Consider the following 18,401-nt stretch of genomic DNA (forward strand, 5'->3'; position numbering starts at 1 on the left):
AGCGCGCCTCATGACTGTACGGTTAAACACCCGCCTTGCGATAGTTGTAGCCGATGGGGTGTGGCTGGTTGCGCTTGAGCGCCAGTTCGATCTGCTTCTGCCGCTCACGCGCACTGTGGCGCGTCTTTTCGCTGAGGTTATCCCAGCAGTGCGGGCAGCTGATGCCTGAAGCGTAGTGCTCGGATTGGCGGTCCTCCAACGAAATCGGTGTGCGGCAGGCGTGGCACTGGTCGAAGTCGCCCTCGGTGAGGTCATGGCGGACGGTGACGCGGTTGTCGAACACGAAGCAGTCGCCGCGCCAACGGGTTTCTTCCTGCGGTACTTCTTCGAGGTATTTGAGGATGCCGCCCTTGAGGTGATAGACCTCTTCGAAACCCTCACCGAGCATGTAGCTGGACGCCTTTTCGCAGCGGATACCGCCGGTGCAGAACATCGCGACCTTCTTGTGCTTGGCAGGATCGTAGTGAGCCTTTATGTACTCGGGAAACTCGCGAAACGACTTGGTTTTCGGGTCGATTGCGCCTTCGAACGTACCGATGGCCACTTCGTAGTCGTTGCGGGTATCGATCAGCAGCACTTCCGGATCTTCGATGAGCGCGTTCCAGTCCTTCGGATCGACATAGGTGCCGACGCGCTGGTTGGGATCGACGCCCTCCACACCGAGGGTGACGATTTCCTTCTTCAGCTTGACCTTGGTGCGGTAGAACGGCTGCTCGTCACAGTAGGATTCCTTGTGATCGATATCGGCCAGGCGCGCATCGGTGCCAAACCAAGCGAGCAAGGCATCGATCCCTTCGCGGGTGCCGGACACGGTGCCGTTGATACCTTCTTCAGCCAGCAAAAGCGTGCCTTTGATGCCACTGGCCTCAAGGGTTTCGAGCAGGGGTTCACGCAACGCGACGTAGTCCGGCAGGGAGACGAACTTGTACAGCGCCGCGACGACGATCTTCTGGGTCATGCGGGTATTTCCTCCAGTGGTCACCCACGCAAAGGGCGGACCGGGAATGCGAAAACGACAACGCCGGCGTGAGCCGGCGCGGCGCGCATTCTAGCAACAATTGCAGGACAGGCTTCAAGCCGCCCGGCAGCTGACTACTTATGTCCCCCGGCACAGACCGGGGACGCCGGTGCGACGCCCTGCTCGGCCCACTCTTGAGGGGTATAGGTGTGCAGGGCGAGTGCGTGAATCTGCGGCATCAGGTCGCCCATGGCCGCGTAGGCGCGCTGGTGGCGCTTGACCGCATTCAGACCGGCAAACTGTTCGCTGACGATCACCGCCTTGTAATGGGTTTCCTGACCACGGCTGTGCATGTGGCTTTCATCCAGCACCTGCAGATGCTGAGGTTGCAGTGCGCTTTGCAGCGCGTCTTGGATAAGGTCGATCTTGGGCATGCCGGGCGTGCTCCGTCAGGGTTTTTTCTGGGTATCAAGTTCGGCCGTCATTTCTGCCAGCAGTTTGTTCACCTGGGGCACGGCGCTTTCCAGCTTGGCCTGGGTGACCTGAGCCGAGCGTGCATTCAGCTCCGGCAGTTTGGTCAGCATTTTCTTGCCCAGCGCCGACTCGTAGAAGTCGTTCAACTGGGTCAGCTCCTGCTCGGTGAAGGTGTCGGTATAGAGCTTGATCAGATCGGGTTTGACTTTTTCCCAGCCGATCGCCTTGTCCAGCGCGGCATCCGCCTTGGACTGGTATTGCTCGAGAAGCGCGCGTTTGCTTTCCGGTGCCCGAGTCTGTTCAAAGCGTTGGGCGAACATCTGCTGCACCTGGCCGTAGACCGGCACCGACAGCCGATCGGCATTGACCAGTTCCAGAAAACGCTCGGCCTGAGTTGCGTGACTGGCGCTGTCCGCGCTGGCCTGACCACTGAGCAGCGCGATCGACAGAGCGCTACAAAGGCCGAATGTACGAAGCATGTGCATGAGATGATCCTTGGCGATCGTTGGGTGAGCCTCAATGGACACATTCTGCGCGCTGAGTTCCCGTCGCTCAAGGCACACTGCAGGCCAGATTGAACCTGTGCCCGCTGCCAGCGACCTAACAGGGATACCTCATTAATGGAGTACGGCATGACACGCACCGAAACCGACAGTCTGGGACCTGTGGAAGTACCTGAGCAGGCTTATTGGGGCGCTCAGACACAACGTTCCCTGATCAATTTCGCTATCGGTGAGCAGCGCATGCCGCTTGCCGTCTGCCATGCGCTGGCGCTGATCAAGAAGGCTGCGGCGCGAGTAAACGACCGCATAGGCGACTTGCCGCCGGACATCGCCCGCCTGATCGAACAGGCCGCGGACGAGATCCTTCATGGCCAACACGACGATCAGTTTCCGCTGGTGGTCTGGCAAACCGGCAGCGGCACCCAGAGCAACATGAACGTCAACGAGGTCATCGCCGGACGCGCCAACGAGCTGGCCGGTGGTGCGCGCGGCGGCAAGAGCCCGGTCCACCCCAACGACCACGTCAACCGTGCACAGAGCTCCAACGACTGTTTCCCTACCGCCATGCACATCGCCATTGCGCGGTCGATCCAAGAGGACCTTCTGCCTGCAATCGCCGAGCTGTCTGGCGGCATTGCTGAGCAGGCGGCGCGACACGGCGGGCTGGTCAAGACTGGGCGCACCCACATGATGGATGCGACGCCCGTCACCTTTGGCCAGGAACTATCCGCTTTCGTGGCGCAGCTGGACATTGCCGAACAATCCATTCGCCACGCGCTGCCTGCAGTCTATGAGCTGGCTCAAGGTGGCACCGCGGTGGGTACTGGGCTTAACGCCCCACACGGCTTCGCCGAAGCTATTGCTGCCGAGCTGGCCGCGCTGTCCGGCCTGCCGTTCGTTTCGGCACCTAACAAGTTTGCGGCCCTGTCCGGTCATGAACCTCTGGTTGCCCTCTCCGGCTCACTGAAGACGCTGGCGACCGCGCTGATGAAGATCGCCAACGACCTGCGTCTGCTGGGTTCCGGCCCGCGTGGTGGTTTCGCCGAGGTGCGTTTGCCAGCCAACGAGCCGGGCAGCTCGATCATGCCGGGCAAGGTCAATCCAACTCAGTGCGAGGCACTGTCCATGCTTGCCTGCCAGGTCATGGGCAACGACGTTACCGTTGGTTTCGCCGCGAGCCAGGGTCATCTTCAGCTCAATGTGTTCAAGCCGGTGATCGTGTACAACATGCTTGAGTCGATCCGGCTGTTGGCTGACGGTTGCCGTAACTTCAACACCCACTGCATCGTCGGCCTGGAGCCGGACGCCGGGCGTATGGCCGAGCATCTGGAGCGAGGGCTGATGCTGGTGACCGCGCTGAACCCGCACATCGGTTATGACAAGGCAGCCGAGATCGCCAAGAAGGCCTACGCCGAAGGCACTACCCTGCGTGAGGCGGCGCTGGCGCTTGGCTATTTGACCGACGAGGAGTTCGACCAGTGGGTCCGACCGGAAACCATGCTCGAATCCAGTCGCAGCTGAGCTGAGGCAGCGATCTGGCCGCGGGGTGGTCGGCTGAAGCCCACCCTACAAGCCTCGGTCGCCAGACTGCGGTAACAAAAAACCCGCGCCAGGCGCGGGTTTTTATTTATCTAACTGCCTCAGCGTACGGCTTCAAACAGCCCCGATGCGCCCATGCCGCCGCCCACACACATAGTCACCACGCCGTAACGCTGATTGCGGCGCTGCAGCTCACGAATGAGATGGCCCGCAGTCCGTGAGCCGGTCATGCCAAACGGGTGACCGATGGAGATCGAGCCGCCGTTCACGTTGAACTTCTCGTTGTCGATGCCGAGTGTGTCGCGGCAATAGAGGCACTGAGAAGCGAAGGCTTCGTTAAGCTCCCAGAGATCAATGTCGCTGACCTGCAGGCCGCGCGCCTGAAGCAGACGCGGAACCGAGAACACCGGGCCGATGCCCATTTCGTCCGGCTCGCAACCCGCGACGGTGAAACCACGGAAATAGGCACGCGGCTTCAGACCCAGCTCCAACGCTTTGTCCAGGCTCATCACCAGCGTCATCGAGGCTCCGTCGGACAACTGCGACGCGTTACCAGCGGTGACGGAGCCGTCATCCGCGAACACGGGCTTGAGCGACGAGAGGTTCTCCAGCGTCGTATCGGGACGGTTGCAGTCATCGCGATCAACCACGCCTTCATGTTCGGTGCGCTCGCCAGTGGCCTTGTCTTCAGTGAAGTAGCGGACGTTCATCGGTACGATTTCGTCCTGGAACAGACCTTCGGCCTGGGCCCGCGCCGTGCGCTGCTGGCTTTGTAGCGAGTATTGATCCTGTTGCTCGCGTGTCACGTTGTAGCGGCGCGCAACCATCTCAGCGGTCTGACCCATGCTGTGATACAGCCCAGGGACGCGCTCCTGCAGGATCGGATTGAAAAGATTGTCACTGTTACGGCTCTTGGCCGTCATGGTGATCGACTCGACGCCGCCAGCAACAATGACGTCGCTGCAGCCCGAGGCGATCTGGTTGGCCGCGATGGCGATTGATTGCAGGCCAGACGAACAGAAGCGATTGAGCGTCATACCCGCGCACTGAATGCCCAGGTTCGAGAGAACCGCCACGTTACGGCCGATGTTGTAGCCCTGAGCGCCTTCGTTGGAACCGGCACCGACGATACAGTCCTCGACCAGCTTGGGATCCAGGTCGTTGCGCGACAGCAGCGCATTGACGCAATGGGCCGCCATGTCATCGGGGCGGGTCATGTTGAACTTGCCGCGGAAGGACTTGGCCAGGCCGGTCCGGACGCTGTCGACGATCACTACTTCACGCATGGCATACCTCGAATGGTTTGGGCGGCCGCGACGGGGGCGACCGGCCTGTTGACGATGGGTCGAGCATAGTTCCGGCCCATTGCCAAAGGCGACGACCATTCAGCAGGGATATGGCCGGCCATTGTCTCCCTCCCTTTGCAACCTCAGCTGATCGCAGCGTCCAGCGCATCGTTGAGCGTTCGTAACACCTTGACCCGAGCGAAGCGCTTGTCATTGGCCTCCACCAGTGTCCAGGGCGCTATTTCGGTACTGGTGCGGTCGACCATGTCAGCTACCGCATTACTGTAGTCGTCCCATTTTTCACGATTTCGCCAGTCTTCCTCGGTGATCTTGAAGCGCTTATGCGGGGTATCTTCACGCTCCTTGAATCGCTCAAGCTGCGTCTGTTTGTCAATCGATAGCCAGAACTTCACCACCACCACGCCGGCATCGACCAGCTGTTCCTCGAACTCATTGATTTCGGTGTAGGCCCGCAGCCATTCATCCGGCGAGCAGAAGCCCTCGACCCGCTCGACCAGCACTCGGCCATACCAAGACCGGTCAAAGATGGTGAACTGCCCGCGGGCCGGGACGTTGCGCCAGAAGCGCCACAGCCAGGGTTGCGCCAGTTCGTCCTCGCTGGGGGCGGCGATCTGTATGGTGCGATACAGCCGCGGATCCAGTGCACCGGTGACCCGGCGAATGGCGCTACCCTTGCCTGCGGCATCGTGGCCCTCGAACAGGGCCAGCACCCCGCGCTTGCGTAATCGCGGATCGCGTAGCAGCTGACTCAGCCTCGCCTGCTCCTGCCCCAGTTGCTCCTTGTAGTGGTCCTTGCTAAGCGACTGGCGCATGTCGAGGCTGTCGAGCAGGCTTGCCTGGTCGAGATTCAGCTCGACGGTTGCCGTGTGCGGCTGAGTGAAGGGTTGGTCGGCGGCGTCCAGCGCCGAGTTCAGCCCTTCGAGCAACAGCCGGCCGGCGGTCAGGCTGCGGTATCGTTCGTCGCTTCCTTCAATCACGTACCAGGGCGCAAAGTCCCGGCTGCTGCGACGCAGGATCAGTTCACCGTGCTTGACGAACCGGTCGTAGGTTTTCGACTGCTGCCAATCCAGCGGGCTGATACGCCAGCTGTGCAGTGGGTCATCCTTGAGCGACTCAAGCCGCTGCTGCATGCGGTCCTTGGACAAGTGAAACCAGAACTTGAAGATCAGCATGCCCTCGGCGCAGAGCATCCGCTCGAAACGTTGAGCGCGGTCGATAGCAAGCTGAAGATCGGTCTTCTTGATTCGACGATGAACGCGATCCTCAAGCATCTTGCTGTACCAGTTACCGAAGAAAATCCCGGTCTGGCCTTTGGGCGGGAGCCGTCTCCAGTAGCGCCAGGCTGGAGGATGCGAAAGCTCTTCGTCGGTGGGCACATCGAAGCTATCAACGCGGATCAACCGTGGGTCCATCCATTCGTTGAGTAGCTTGATCGTCTCGCCTTTGCCAGCGCCCTCAATCCCATTGATCAGGATCAGCACCGGAAACCGCGCCTGCTCTCTGAGGCGGTACTGCGCGTGCAGAAGCGCTTCACGCAGAACAGGTACCTCTTTGTTGTAAATGTCCTTGTCGATGGTGTGACCGATTTCCGCGGACTCGAACATCTTGAACTCCAAGAAAGGATGCTGTGATGAACCCTAGCAGGCCGAGACAGCTGCAGTACTGATGTAGCACCGCCTGTTTGCGCTGGTGCGCAAGCTTGCACGCCTGTCGATGCGACAAAGCGCGCCCGCAGCAGGTTTCGCGCGGCTGCTAGAATCGCGGTCTTTCACCGCAGGAAACGTCGATGTCCGCCCCGCTCCACACCGGTTTTCAGCATGCCGAACTCGATTGGGACGAGAACGGCCAACCGCAATCCCGGCAGTATGGTGACGTGTACTTTTCCCGCGGCTCCGGCATGGCCGAAACCACCCACGTGTTTCTGCGACCCAATCGGCTGGCCGACCGTTTCGCTGCCCTTCACGCCGGAGAACGCCTGGTGATTGGCGAAACGGGCTTTGGCACCGGTCTCAGCTTCCTTTGCGCCTGGGCGCTTTTCGAGCGCACTGCGCCTGCCAATAGCGCCTTGCACTTTGTCAGCGTTGAAAAGCATCCCCTCACCCACGACGACCTGTGTCGTGCCCTGGCTTTGTGGCCGGAACTGCATGACCAGGCGCAGCAGTTGCTGGATCAGTATGTAGCGATCAACCCGGGGTTCCAGCAGTTTCGTTTTGGGCGGGTGACGCTGACGCTACTGGTCGGCGACGCGCTCGAGAGGCTCAAAGAGCTGGATGCGCGGGTAGATGCCTGGTTTCTCGATGGCTTCGCACCGCCAAAGAACCCGGACATGTGGCAGCCCGAGCTGTTCGAGCAGGTGGCGCGGCTGTCGGCTCCAGGTGCAACCCTGGCAACCTTCAGCAGCGCCGGCAGCGTACGGCGAGCACTCAAGGAAGCGGGCTTCGAGGTCAAGCGGATTCCCGGCTTAGGCCATAAGTGGGAAAACCTGCAGGGCCAGCTTGTCACGCCGCCAGAAACCCCGCAGACCCCTTGGTTCGCGCGCCCTTCGCATCAACCGGCGCAGCGCAAGGCGCTGGTGATTGGCGCAGGCCTCGCGGGTTGCGCCAGCGCCGCCAGCCTGGCGGCGCGCGGATGGCAGGTGGCACTGCTGGAACGGCACGACGATATTGCCCAGGAGGGTTCTGGCAACCCGCAGGGCGTGCTCTATTTGAAGCTCTCAGCGCACGGCACCGCGCTCTCGCAGCTTGTTGCCAGCGGCTTTGGCTACACCCGTCGGCTATTGCACAACCTGCAGCGCGGACAGGACTGGGATGCCTGCGGCGTGCTGCAGCTCTCCTTCGATCATAAGGAAAGCCTCCGCCAGGCGGCACTTTCCGACGCCTTCCCGCCCGGTCTTCTGCATGCGGTGCCGCGCGAAGAGGCCGAGCGGCTGGCGGGCGTAGCGCTGGACCATGGGGGGCTGTTCTATCCGGATGCCGGCTGGGCGCACCCGCCAGCGCTGTGTCGCTGGCTGATCAAGCACCCGTCGATCGAGTTGCATCGCCATCGGCACCCGCTCGAACTGCGTCGAAGCGGCGAGCAATGGCAGGCGCTGGCCGGCGATGAGCTGGTGGCCGAGGCGCCGGTCGTGATTCTGGCCGGCGCTGCCGATGCCAAGCGGTTCAGTCAAAGCGCCTGGCTGCCACTCAAGCGGATTCGCGGGCAGATCACCGCCCTGCCGGCGAACGAAAAAAGCGCCGCATTACGCACCGTGTTGTGTGCCAAGGGATATGTCGCCCCGCCACGTGAGGGTCAGCATACGCTAGGGGCGAGTTTCAATTTTGCCGAGGCCGATCCCGCGCCGAGCGCTGCTGAACATCATTCGAACCTGGACATGCTCAGGGAGATTTCCGGCGATCTGCATCAGCGCCTGGCCGTCGAAAGCTGCGACACGGACCAGCTGCAAGGACGTGTCGCGTTCCGCTGCACCAGCCCCGACTATCTACCCATCGTTGGCGCCCTGGCCGATCCGGAATGTTTCGCCGAGACCTATGCCGTGCTGGCAAAGGATGCCCGCCAGGTGCCCGATAAGCCATGCCCCTGGCTTGACGGGCTATACGTGAACACCGCCCACGGCTCGCGCGGCCTGATTACCGCGCCCCTGGCCGGGGAATTGCTCGCAGCCTGGCTGAATGACGAACCCCTGCCCGTGCCGCGTGCCATCGCAGAAGCCTGCCATCCCAATCGATTCCTGCTGCGCAAACTCATCCGCCGGACCGACTGACTGACCGCGATCGCCTGGCGCTCGCACGCCAGGCACGCGGCCTCGCCGTAGCACTAGCATCGACGAAACGGCTCGTCCCAAAACGGACGGGAAGTTTCGGTTTCGATATCGGCCCGGCTCAAGCCGATGTCCTTGAGCATCTCGTCGCTCAATGCCGCGAGCTGCTGACGCTGACGATACAACGCATGCCAGCGGGTTAACTGCTGCCAGACCGCATGCAACGACCGGCCGAATGAGTAATGGGCCGTTGTGCTTCTGACGCAAGGTTGAACGAACTCAGCATGGCTTTTCATCTGGGATACCTCCGAGTGGATGGCGTCAGTGTCCTGCCGGGCTTATGATCAATCCAACGAATGTTTCTGATGGCGTACATCTCGGAGATTGATGGATGGCCAATTACCCCAGTATCGATGCAGAGCTGCTGCGCAGCTTTGTGGCAATTGCCGATCACGGCGGCTTTACCCGAGCGGCCGAAGCCGTCAATCGCACGCAGTCGGCGATCAGCATGCAGATGAAGCGCCTGGAAGAGGATGTGCTGCAACGGTCGGTATTCGAGCGCGATGGGCGTCAGGTCAAGCTCACCGCCGAGGGCCAGATCCTGCTCGGTTACGCACGGAGAATCCTCAAACTGCACGGCGAGGTGCTGACGACTCTACGCGAACCGCACATGGTAGGCTCGGTGCGCATCGGCACCCCGGACGACTATGTAATGCGCTTCCTGCCGGGCATCCTGTCGCGCTTCGCGCAGGCCTATCCGCTGGTACAGGTGGAGGTGCATTGCGAACCGTCTTATCAGTTACTGCAGCGGCGCGACCTGGATCTGTCCATCGTCACCCGCGAGCCGGGCACCGAGATCGGTCAGCTGCTGCGCCGAGAGCGTTTCGTCTGGGCCGAAGCGCCTGGCTTCAACACCCATGAACAACGGCCCATGCCACTGGCCATGTTCAATACCGACTGCTTCTGCCGGGCCTGGGCCTGCAACGCCCTGGACAGCCTGGAAGTACCCTACCGGGTCGCCTATACCAGCCCCAGCCTCTCGGCGCTGATGGCTGTGACCAACGCGGGACTTGCGGTGACCGCGCAGCTGCAGAGCCTGGTGACAGCGGATATGCGCGTACTGGGCGAAGCCGAGGGCATGCCGGAGCTGCCTTCGTGCAGCATTGTCCTGCTGCGCAACGATCGCAACCAGTCTCAGGTCAGCGAGACGCTAGCGGAGCATATCGTCGAAGGTTTTCGTCTGTAGCGGGTCGGTCGATCAGCGCGGCGGCGGTTAGTCTTCCGATCCGCATATCGACGCGGCGCGCAGTAGCGCCGCGGTAATCCCGTGCTGCTCCCACTCCGGCAACGCCGAGAATCGCGCAACGAACTCGGGCGGTAACAGCGAAGGCGCCTGCTGTTGCAGTGCGCGCCCCTCGTCAGTCAATAAAAGCCACTGACGACGGCGGTCCTGATCATCCCGTTGGCGCAACAGCAGTCCGCGCTCAGCAAGGCGGTCGAGTTGCCCGGACAGCGTCGCTGGCGTCAGGCTGACGCGCTTGCTCAAAGCGCTGGCGGTCAGCTGCCGTTCGCTGGCCAGCACCTGCAGAATCATCAGCTGCACCGGGCTCAGCCCACCGAAACGCGCCAGTCGCTTGGCATGCATCTCGGCGTCTTGCTGCAACCGGCGCAAGGCCTGAAACAGAGACAACTCAAGGTTGCTCTCTGCCGCTTCAATAGTTTCAGATCGAATGTTTTTTTCGCTCATAGACAGTTAAATCGTGCCGAGTACGGTTTGACATGAAAGCACTATTTTTGTTTCCCTGTAAAACCTGACTGACGCAGCAGAGCGCGATTCAGGCCAGCCGAGGCGCCCCTTAACAAGCCCCTCAGCCACCGAGCCAGAGCGGTACACGCCCGTCTGAAATCCTGAACTTCGCGGTCCGAGCGTCAGTCACACTCCCCAACGGCAATACCGGTAAGGATCCTATGTGTGGCATAGCTGGCGAACTTCGCTTCGATAATCAACCGGCCGACCTGGCCGCGGTTGAACGCATCACCCAATCCCTGACGTCCCGTGGCCCGGACGCCTGCGGCTTCAACAGCCAAGGCCCTCTCGCTCTGGGTCACCGACGCCTGAAGATCATGGATCTGTGCGAGGCCTCTGGCCAGCCGATGATCGACTCGGCGCTCGGCCTGTCCATGGTGTTCAACGGCGCCATCTACAACTACCCCGAATTGCGCGCCGAACTGGAAGCATTGGGCTACAGCTTCTTCTCCGGCGGCGACACCGAGGTCTTGCTCAAAGGCTTTCATGCCTGGGGCGAAGCCCTGTTGCCCCGACTGAACGGCATGTTCGCTTTCGCCATCTGGCAGCGAGACGTGCAAGAACTGTTCATCGCGCGCGATCGTCTCGGTATCAAGCCGCTCTATCTGTCACGCACGGGCGAGCGCTTGCGCTTTGCCTCGACGCTTCCGGCGTTGCTCAAGGGCGGAGATATTGCTGGCGTGCTGAACCCGGTGGCTCTGAATCACTACATGAGCTTCCATGCTGTGGTGCCGGCGCCGGATACCCTGATCGCCGGAATCGAAAAACTGCCGCCCGGCACCTTCATGCGGATTGACGCCAGCGGCAAGAGCAGCCAACACCGCTGGTGGACGCTGGAATTCGGCGCATCGGAAGAAGAACAAGGCTACAGCTTCGAAGACTGGCAGGAGCGCACCCTGACCACCTTGCATGAGTCCGTTGCCCTGCGTCATCGCGCGGCGGTCGACGTGGGCGTTCTGCTGTCCGGCGGTGTCGACTCCAGTTTGCTGGTCGGCCTGCTTCGCGAAGCAGGCGCTGGCGATAACCTGCAGACCTTCTCCATTGGCTTCCAGGATGCCGGTGGCGAGCGTGGCGACGAGTTCAAGTACTCGGATCTGATCGCTCAGCATTACGGAACGCGTCATCACCAGCTGCGCATTCAGGAAAAGGAAATTCTCGAACAGCTACCCGCCGCGTTCCGCGCCATGAGCGAACCGATGGTCAGCCATGACTGCATCGCGTTCTATCTGCTCTCGCGTGAAGTCTCCAAGCACTGCAAGGTGGTGCAGAGCGGCCAGGGCGCAGACGAGCTGTTTGCCGGTTACCACTGGTATCCACAGGTGGACGGTGCCGAGGACCCGGTTGAGGCTTATCTCACAGCCTTCCGTGACCGCGGCTTCGAGGAATACGCCGATACCGTGCAGCAGCAGTGGGTCAAGGGCGACTTCTCCGGCGATTTCGTACGTCAGCATTTCGCCCAGCCCGGCGCCGACGCCGCTGTAGACAAAGCTCTGCGCATCGACAGCACAGTGATGCTGGTCGACGACCCGGTCAAACGCGTCGACAACATGACCATGGCCTGGGGCCTCGAAGCTCGAGTGCCGTTTCTCGACCACAACGTGGCCGAGCTGTCGGCAAGAATCCCAGCCAAGTACAAGCTGCCTGACGGCGGCAAGTACGTGCTCAAGGAAGCCGCGCGCAAAGTCATTCCAGCTGCGGTCATCGACCGTCCCAAGGGTTATTTCCCGGTGCCAGGGCTCAAGCATCTGCAGGGCGATACCTTGAATTGGGTGCGGGAGCTGCTGACCGACCCGAGCCAGGACCGCGGGCTGTATAACCCGGCCATGCTGGACAGGCTGTTCAATGACCCAGAAGGTCAACTGACGCCTCTGCGTGGCTCGAAATTGTGGCAGTTGGCAGCGGTCAATCTATGGTTGAGCGAACAAGGCCTCTAACAACCCGTTCATGACGACGCAATGAGCGAGCGCCGAAGCGTTGCCGTAGTGAAGTCATACAAGCTCCAAGGAATGCACCATGCAGAAGTCTCAAGCCTACGGACAGCGACTGTTGCGCGGCCAGACACCGACCTATGAGCGCTTGCAGCAACGGCTCGCCGAGGACGGCCAGGCGGAACATCAGGCGCCAGTAACACTGCACTGCGGCTGGGGCCGGATCTTGATCGGCCACACCTACTCCGACCCTGAGAAGCTCGCGGCCGACCTGCTCCATGAACAGGCCGGTGAGCGGGATATCGCCCTGTACGTCGCCGCGCCGCATCAGGTACTCGCCTATGCGCCGCAGCAGCTGTTCCTTGATCCATCGGACACATCGCGCATCTGGTTCACCGATTACCGCCCGGCTCGCCGGAGCTTCCGCGGCTTCGGCATCCGCCGCGCTCAGAGCGAGGAGGACTGGAAGGCGATCAACAGTCTGTATCAGTCCCGCCACATGCTGCCGGTCAACCCTGAGTTGTGCACACCGCGAGAGCAAGGCGGTCCGGTGTATTGGCTGGCTGAGGACGATGACTCCGGCGAGATCATCGGCAGTGTCATGGGCATCAACCACCACAAGGCGTTCAATGATCCGGAGAACGGTTCCAGCCTCTGGTGCCTGGCGGTCGCGCCAAACTGCACGCGCCCCGGTGTAGGCGAAGCGCTGGTTCGCCACCTAATCGAGCACTACATGGGCCGTGGGCTGGCGTATCTCGATCTGTCGGTACTGCACGACAACAAGCAAGCCAAGGCGCTCTACGCCAAGCTTGGCTTCCGCGACCTGCAAACCTTCACGGTCAAGCGCAAGAACACCTTCAACCAGCCGCTGTTTCTTGGCCCAGGCCCGGAAGCGGAGCTGAATCCCTACGCCAAGATCATCGTCGACGAGGCACGCCGCCGCGGCATCGAGATCACCATCGATGATGCCGAGGCCGGCCTGTTCACTCTGACCCAGGGTGGCCGCAAGGTGCGCTGCCGCGAGTCACTGTCGGACCTTACGTCTGCGGTCAGCATGACGTTGTGCCAGGACAAGAGCCTGACTCACCGGACCCTTGCTCGCGCGGGGCTTAAACTACCTGCCCAACAACTCGCGGGTTCGGTCGAGGAGAATGCCGCGTTTCTCGAGCAACACGGCGGTGTGGTCGTAAAGCCGCTCGATGGTGAACAGGGCCAAGGCGTCTCGGTCGACCTGCGCAGCAGCCAGGATGTCGAAGAAGCCATTGCTCGCGCACGTCAGTTCGATCAGCGCGTGTTGCTGGAAAGCTTTCATCCCGGACTTGACCTGCGCATTGTCGTGATTGGATATGAAGTCGTGGCCGCGGCGATCCGCCGTCCGGCTGAAGTGGTGGGTGACGGCAGCCACAGCATTCGCCAGTTGATCGAGACCCAGAGTCGGCGCCGCCAGGCTGCAACCGCTGGCGAAAGCCGAATCCCTATGGACGAAGAGACACAGCGCTGCATCAGCGACGCTGGCTTCGACTACGACAGCGTCTTGCCACGTGGCGAGCGCTTGGCGGTGCGCCGCACTGCCAACCTGCATACCGGTGGCACGCTCGATGATGTAACCGATCAGTTGCATCCAGATTTAATCGACGCCGCCGTTCGGGCCGCTCGCGCGCTTGATATTCCTGTAGTCGGCCTGGACCTGCTGGTGCCGGCAGCAGACAAACCCGAGTACGTATTCATTGAAGCGAACGAGCGGGTCGGCCTCGCCAATCACCATCCCCAGCCCACCGCCGAGCGCTTCGTCGACCTGCTCTTTCCACTCAGCTACGGCACCCACTAGCGGGGCACTCAGGCCGTAGATGGCCTGGTTCCGGCACCAGCAGATGCCGGAACGGCCCGCCGCCTCGCTTGCGGCACCACCGCAGCTCAACTTCACTCACTTACATAGCGGCAGCCAGTTTTCCGCCGCTAAGGAATGATCATGACTGCCAAGCTTCCCGAACCGGACCTCAACTACCTGCAACGTGTGCTGCTGGAGATGCTCGCCATTCCCAGCCCCACCGGCTTCACCGACACAATCGTTCGATATGTGGCAGAGCGCCTGAAGGAGCTCGGCATTCCCTTCGAGCTGACCCGCCGCGGAACCATCCGCGCCACGCTCAAAGGTCGCCGGTACAGCCCGGATCGAGCCATCGCCGCGCACCTGGACACCATCGGCGCCAGCGTCCGGGAAATTCAGGACAATGGCCGACTCGGTCTGTCCCCGGTGGGTTGCTGGTCAAGCCGCTTCGCCGAAGGCAGCCGCGTCAGCGTCTTCACTGACACCGGCGTGGTACGTGGCAGCGTGCTGCCCCTGCTCGCCTCGGGGCATGCATTCAACACCGCAGTCGACGAGATGCCGATCAGCTGGAACCACGTCGAGCTGCGTCTGGACGGCTATACCGCGAGCCGCGCCGACACCTTCGCGCTGGGCATCAACGTGGGCGATTTCGTCGCGTTCGATCCAATGCCCGAGTTTACCGACAGCGGTTACATCAGCTCGCGCCACCTGGATGACAAAGCCGGAGTGGCAGCCTTACTGACGTCACTGAAAGCGGTGATCGAAAGCGGTCGTGAGCCACCCATCGACTGCCATCCGCTGTTCACCATCACCGAGGAAACCGGGTCTGGGGCAGCCGGCGCCCTGCCCTGGGATGTCAGCGAGTTCGTCGGCATCGACATCGCGCCGACGGCCAAGGGCCAGGAATCCAGCGAACACGCAGTTACCGTCGCCATGCAGGATTCGGGTGGGCCATACGATTTCCACCTGTCCCGGCATCTGCTCAAACTGGCAGAAGCCAAGGAGGTACCGGTGCGGCGTGACCTGTTCCGCTACTACCACAGCGATGCACAGTCGGCGATCGCTGCCGGGCACGATATCCGCACCGCGCTGCTGGCGTTTGGCTGCGATGCGACACACGGCTATGAGCGCACCCATATCGACAGCCTGGCCGCCATGAGCCGCTTGATTTCAGCCTATTTGCTGAGCCCACCGGTTTTCACCAGTGATGCCCATGCAGGCAAGGATTCCCTGGAGAATTTCAGCCATCAACTCGAACACGTGACGCAGATGGAAAACGACACGCGCGTGCCGGCAGTCGATTCAATCTTCGACAAGCCGACCGATGATTCTTCAGGTTGACTGTGGCGTTTCATGATGTGCCGCCAACTTGAGGCATTTGCCGATTGCGAGGCGGCGGTGATCCGGGCAAAGTCGCAAGCCTCTGAAACATATGAATGCTTGGCCAGTCAGGCATGAAGCGAACAGGGTTTGCCATTCGCGCGACTGGAAACTGCGTTTTGCGAGTGTGTACTCCTTGGATCAATAACATGGCGCCGCGTCTTTTTCTGGCCGTTCTTCTGTTCTGTCTGACCGCTCAGGCATCGGCGTTCGAGCCCGTGCCGGTGGACTCCCAGCATTTCCGCCAGGCACTGGGTAGCTGGAGCTACTTTTTGCGAGACCCGGCTGCCGAACTCGGCGTGGCTGAAGTCTTCGCGCTGCCGGAAAAAACCTTCGTCCCCGTGTCCGGGGTACATCCCAACAAGGGCAAGAACGATTCGGTCTGGTGGTTCCGTGTCGACCTGGAAAACCAGTTGCACGACCCCATCGGCGGCTTCGTCGAGATCAACTACCCCCTGCTCGACGACATCCAGCTCTATCTCCGTCACCCGGACGGCCGCATCAGCCAGCAGCGCTCCGGCGACAACCATCCGTTCAACGAACGAGCGGTCAGGGTCAGCAACTTCTGGTTTCCTCTGGAACTGGAGCCCGGTACCTCGACCTTGCTGCTGCGTGTGGAAAGCACCAGCACTCTCTACGTGCCGCTGTACTTCAGCAGCTATGCAGCAAACGCCGAATCATTCGAGGATTCGACGGGCTTGGCCGGAGCCTTCTACGGCGTGCTGTTTGCGATGTTCTGCTACAACTTCTTTCTGTTCCTCTCCCTCCGCGAGCCTGCGTATTTCTGGTACCTGATCTACAACCTCAACGTGGGCCTGTTTGCGCTCAGCTTCGATGGCATGCTGGTCAAGTGGCTGAACGATGCAGGCGGGGTGATCGCGCTGGGCATCTATGCACTGATGCTCAGTCATTGCCTGGTGTCTATCCAGTTCAGCCGCCATTTCCTGCATACCCGAGAATACTTTCCGCGCCTGGACTTCGCTCTGCGGGTGGCTCTGATCCTGTCAGTGGGCGCGCTGCTCTCCGGTTTCGTTCTGGAAACGCAGGTGTGGAGCGTACTGGCCAGTGTGATGGTCATCAGCTCGTCGATCGGGCTGCTGCTGACCGGAGCGTTCGTCTGGAGCCGCGGCGTGCGCTATGGCCTGTATTACACGCTGGCCTGGGGCGTGCTGTTGGCGACCTTCGTCATCGTCACGGCCGGATCACTGGGCTTCAACCTGCTGGGGCTGTATGGCCCCTCGATCGTCAAAGTTGGTATTGCCTTCGAGCTGATCACCCTGTCGATCGGGCTCGCGGACCGCATCAACCTGCTCAAGGAAGAAGGCTTCCGTTCACGCCAGGCAGCCGAACGGGCGGAGAGCGAGAACCAGGCAAAGAGCCGCTTCCTGGCGAAAATGAGCCATGAAATCCGCACGCCGCTGAACGGTGTACTGGGCATGCTGCAATTGCTGCGTGAGACCCCGCTTGACCGTAACCAGCGGTTCTACCTCGACACTGTTTCGAGCTCCAGCCACTCGCTGATGACGGTCATCAACGACATCCTTGACTATGCGCGGATCGGTGCTGGCAAGCTGGTTCTGGAAGACATCGAGTTCGACCTCGAAGTGCTGGTCTCCGAAACCATCAGCCTGTTCACGGCTCAAGCGCTGCAGAAGCAGCTGAACCTGCATCTCAGCCTCGCCCCGGGTGTGCCGCGCCGCCTGCGCGGCGATCCGACTCGTCTCAAACAGGTTCTGATGAACCTGCTTAGCAATTCGCTCAAATTCACCGAACAGGGCTGTGTGGTACTGAAGGTTGTCTGCCAGGGCCCTGAAAGCAGTCGAAGCCTGGTCTTTTCGATCACCGACAGCGGGATCGGCATGCGCGCGGAGGTTCTGGCCCAACTGTTCGAATCCTTCGCTCAAGGCGATTCCAGTACCACCCGGCGCTATGGTGGCAGCGGTCTGGGGTTGGTTATCAGCAAGGAACTGGTAGAAATGATGGGCGGCCAGATCGATGTGCAGAGCACGCCCGGCCAAGGCAGCCAGTTCAGCTTCGACATCCCGCTGCGCGAGGCGAGCGGCAACCTCGACCCACTGACGGCGCTACTCGAGGGACGCACCGCTGTGATCGCGTCCAAGGACATCTGCGCCCTGGATGCAATGGGCAACTTGCTGCAGCGCTGGGGCATGCGAACCGTCCGCTGCGAGGAGCCACAACATCTGCGCCGCTACCTCGACGATCAAGCCTCAGCCCCACTATTGGTAATCATGGCGCCGTGGCCAGGTAAACCCCAGGCTTGGCTTAACGCCGTAGCCGATCAGCTCGAACTGAATCAACGGGTGATGCTGCTCTACCCGCCGCAAAGCGAACCTTCCCCGGCATCGTCATCGCTGCGCCTGGCCAACTTGCCGTTGCCACTGCTGCTCGGTCCCTTACGCGAAGCGCTGCATCGCCTCCATCAGGCGAACCCTCCGTCCGATAGCGCTGCGGCGGACACTGAGCACCCGGGACGCTCCAAACCGCTTATCCTCGCTGTTGAGGACAATCCCGTCAGCCAGATGGTGGTGTCCAGTCTGCTGCGCAAACGCGGCTATGAGGTCATGATGGCCGAAAACGGACGCAAGGCGGTCAGTGCCTACAGCGAGAACCCGGCCGCGGTGCGGCTGATCCTGATGGATTGCGAGATGCCGGAGATGGATGGTTTCGAGGCCAGCCGACAGATCCGCCGACTAGAGGCGCAGTTGCGGTTGCAGCCAGTGCCGATCATTGCGCTGACCGCTCACGTACTCGATGAACATCGCCGCGCTGGCAGCGAGGCCGGCATGGATGAATTCATTGGCAAACCACTGGACAGCGAGCAGCTGTATGCTTACCTGGATCGGTTCCTCAACGCGCCGATCAACGAACCCGACCTGCACCCTCCCACCTGATTCGGCAT

Annotated in this window: 14 protein-coding genes; 7 read left to right on the top strand and 7 right to left on the bottom strand. The window is 61.3% G+C overall.

All coding sequences use genetic code 11. The annotated features are described in order from the left end of the window. Positions 1–22: 22 nt before the first annotated feature. The 3 genes from ALTERO38_RS11895 to ALTERO38_RS11905 all read right to left on the bottom strand — a co-directional run bounded on the left by ALTERO38_RS11895 (position 23) and on the right by ALTERO38_RS11905 (position 1,917). Complete coding sequence (locus ALTERO38_RS11895; RefSeq protein WP_159968521.1) at positions 23–958, bottom strand: rhodanese-related sulfurtransferase; 936 nt, start codon at positions 956–958, stop codon at positions 23–25. 134 nt (positions 959–1,092) lie between these two features. Then, positions 1,093–1,392 (bottom strand): BolA family transcriptional regulator, encoded by a 300-nt coding sequence (locus tag ALTERO38_RS11900; protein WP_159968522.1) that lies wholly within the window; start codon positions 1,390–1,392, stop codon positions 1,093–1,095. Positions 1,393–1,407: 15 nt separating this feature from the next. Continuing rightward, complete coding sequence (locus ALTERO38_RS11905) at positions 1,408–1,917, bottom strand: DUF2059 domain-containing protein (RefSeq protein WP_148924925.1); 510 nt, start codon at positions 1,915–1,917, stop codon at positions 1,408–1,410. Between the two features lie 147 nt (positions 1,918–2,064). Here ALTERO38_RS11905 and ALTERO38_RS11910 point away from each other — a divergent pair, with 147 nt between their 5' ends. Next, complete coding sequence (locus ALTERO38_RS11910; protein ID WP_159968523.1) at positions 2,065–3,456, top strand: class II fumarate hydratase; 1,392 nt, start codon at positions 2,065–2,067, stop codon at positions 3,454–3,456. A 119-nt stretch (positions 3,457–3,575) separates the two neighbouring features. Here ALTERO38_RS11910 and ALTERO38_RS11915 read toward each other — a convergent pair whose 3' ends face one another. Both ALTERO38_RS11915 and pap read right to left on the bottom strand, forming a co-directional pair. Then, positions 3,576–4,760, bottom strand: a complete 1,185-nt coding sequence (locus ALTERO38_RS11915; RefSeq protein WP_159968524.1) for a thiolase family protein — start codon at positions 4,758–4,760, stop codon at positions 3,576–3,578. Between the two features lie 143 nt (positions 4,761–4,903). After that, positions 4,904–6,385: a polyphosphate:AMP phosphotransferase gene (gene pap / locus ALTERO38_RS11920; protein WP_045428234.1), complete on the bottom strand. Its 1,482-nt coding sequence runs from the start codon at positions 6,383–6,385 to the stop codon at positions 4,904–4,906. Between the two features lie 182 nt (positions 6,386–6,567). Between pap and mnmC the strand changes: the two genes are divergently transcribed. Next, complete coding sequence (mnmC, locus tag ALTERO38_RS11925; RefSeq protein WP_159968525.1) at positions 6,568–8,541, top strand: bifunctional tRNA (5-methylaminomethyl-2-thiouridine)(34)-methyltransferase MnmD/FAD-dependent 5-carboxymethylaminomethyl-2-thiouridine(34) oxidoreductase MnmC; 1,974 nt, start codon at positions 6,568–6,570, stop codon at positions 8,539–8,541. 53 nt (positions 8,542–8,594) lie between these two features. On the opposite strand, the gene ALTERO38_RS11930 is transcribed toward mnmC, so the two are convergent. Then, entirely contained in the window at positions 8,595–8,834 is a 240-nt protein-coding gene (locus ALTERO38_RS11930) for a DUF1127 domain-containing protein (protein ID WP_159968526.1), read from the bottom strand. A gap of 95 nt (positions 8,835–8,929) precedes the next feature. Here ALTERO38_RS11930 and ALTERO38_RS11935 point away from each other — a divergent pair, with 95 nt between their 5' ends. Then, a complete protein-coding gene (locus ALTERO38_RS11935) occupies positions 8,930–9,784 on the top strand; it encodes a LysR substrate-binding domain-containing protein (protein WP_102834578.1) in 855 nt (284 codons plus the stop codon). A gap of 27 nt (positions 9,785–9,811) precedes the next feature. Here the strand turns inward: ALTERO38_RS11935 and ALTERO38_RS11940 are convergent, their stop codons facing one another. Beyond that, positions 9,812–10,285: a MarR family winged helix-turn-helix transcriptional regulator gene (locus ALTERO38_RS11940; protein ID WP_148924918.1), complete on the bottom strand. Its 474-nt coding sequence runs from the start codon at positions 10,283–10,285 to the stop codon at positions 9,812–9,814. Between the two features lie 221 nt (positions 10,286–10,506). On the opposite strand from ALTERO38_RS11940, the gene ALTERO38_RS11945 reads away from it, so the two are divergent. From ALTERO38_RS11945 to ALTERO38_RS11960, 4 genes are all read left to right on the top strand, one after another. Next, positions 10,507–12,279 (top strand): N-acetylglutaminylglutamine amidotransferase, encoded by a 1,773-nt coding sequence (locus ALTERO38_RS11945; RefSeq protein WP_159968527.1) that lies wholly within the window; start codon positions 10,507–10,509, stop codon positions 12,277–12,279. 79 nt (positions 12,280–12,358) lie between these two features. Next, positions 12,359–14,101: an N-acetylglutaminylglutamine synthetase gene (gene ngg / locus ALTERO38_RS11950; protein ID WP_159968528.1), complete on the top strand. Its 1,743-nt coding sequence runs from the start codon at positions 12,359–12,361 to the stop codon at positions 14,099–14,101. A 141-nt stretch (positions 14,102–14,242) separates the two neighbouring features. Continuing rightward, positions 14,243–15,442 carry an osmoprotectant NAGGN system M42 family peptidase gene (locus ALTERO38_RS11955; RefSeq protein ID WP_159968529.1) on the top strand — a complete coding sequence of 400 codons (1,200 nt, stop codon included), beginning with the start codon at positions 14,243–14,245 and terminating at the stop codon, positions 15,440–15,442. A gap of 188 nt (positions 15,443–15,630) precedes the next feature. Beyond that, complete coding sequence (locus tag ALTERO38_RS11960; RefSeq protein WP_159968530.1) at positions 15,631–18,393, top strand: hybrid sensor histidine kinase/response regulator; 2,763 nt, start codon at positions 15,631–15,633, stop codon at positions 18,391–18,393. Positions 18,394–18,401: the final 8 nt, after the last annotated feature.

The sequence above is a fragment of the Pseudomonas sp. 9Ag genome (assembly GCF_902506445.1).
Lineage (GTDB): Bacteria > Pseudomonadota > Gammaproteobacteria > Pseudomonadales > Pseudomonadaceae > Stutzerimonas > Stutzerimonas stutzeri_AB.

What these genes read in the sequence shown, in the direction of transcription:
- ALTERO38_RS11935 (WP_102834578.1), top strand. Translation starts at nt 8,930, where the DNA reads ATGGCCAATTACCCCAGTATCGATGCAGAGCTGCTGCGCAGCTTTGTG.
- ALTERO38_RS11960 (WP_159968530.1), top strand. Translation starts at nt 15,631, where the DNA reads ATGGCGCCGCGTCTTTTTCTGGCCGTTCTTCTGTTCTGTCTGACCGCT.
- ALTERO38_RS11940 (WP_148924918.1), bottom strand. Translation starts at nt 10,285, where the DNA reads ATGAGCGAAAAAAACATTCGATCTGAAACTATTGAAGCGGCAGAGAGC.
- ALTERO38_RS11895 (WP_159968521.1), bottom strand. Translation starts at nt 958, where the DNA reads ATGACCCAGAAGATCGTCGTCGCGGCGCTGTACAAGTTCGTCTCCCTG.
- pap (WP_045428234.1), bottom strand. Translation starts at nt 6,385, where the DNA reads ATGTTCGAGTCCGCGGAAATCGGTCACACCATCGACAAGGACATTTAC.
- ngg (WP_159968528.1), top strand. Translation starts at nt 12,359, where the DNA reads ATGCAGAAGTCTCAAGCCTACGGACAGCGACTGTTGCGCGGCCAGACA.
- ALTERO38_RS11905 (WP_148924925.1), bottom strand. Translation starts at nt 1,917, where the DNA reads ATGCACATGCTTCGTACATTCGGCCTTTGTAGCGCTCTGTCGATCGCG.
- ALTERO38_RS11955 (WP_159968529.1), top strand. Translation starts at nt 14,243, where the DNA reads ATGACTGCCAAGCTTCCCGAACCGGACCTCAACTACCTGCAACGTGTG.
- ALTERO38_RS11900 (WP_159968522.1), bottom strand. Translation starts at nt 1,392, where the DNA reads ATGCCCAAGATCGACCTTATCCAAGACGCGCTGCAAAGCGCACTGCAA.
- ALTERO38_RS11915 (WP_159968524.1), bottom strand. Translation starts at nt 4,760, where the DNA reads ATGCGTGAAGTAGTGATCGTCGACAGCGTCCGGACCGGCCTGGCCAAG.
- ALTERO38_RS11910 (WP_159968523.1), top strand. Translation starts at nt 2,065, where the DNA reads ATGACACGCACCGAAACCGACAGTCTGGGACCTGTGGAAGTACCTGAG.
- ALTERO38_RS11945 (WP_159968527.1), top strand. Translation starts at nt 10,507, where the DNA reads ATGTGTGGCATAGCTGGCGAACTTCGCTTCGATAATCAACCGGCCGAC.
- mnmC (WP_159968525.1), top strand. Translation starts at nt 6,568, where the DNA reads ATGTCCGCCCCGCTCCACACCGGTTTTCAGCATGCCGAACTCGATTGG.
- ALTERO38_RS11930 (WP_159968526.1), bottom strand. Translation starts at nt 8,834, where the DNA reads ATGAAAAGCCATGCTGAGTTCGTTCAACCTTGCGTCAGAAGCACAACG.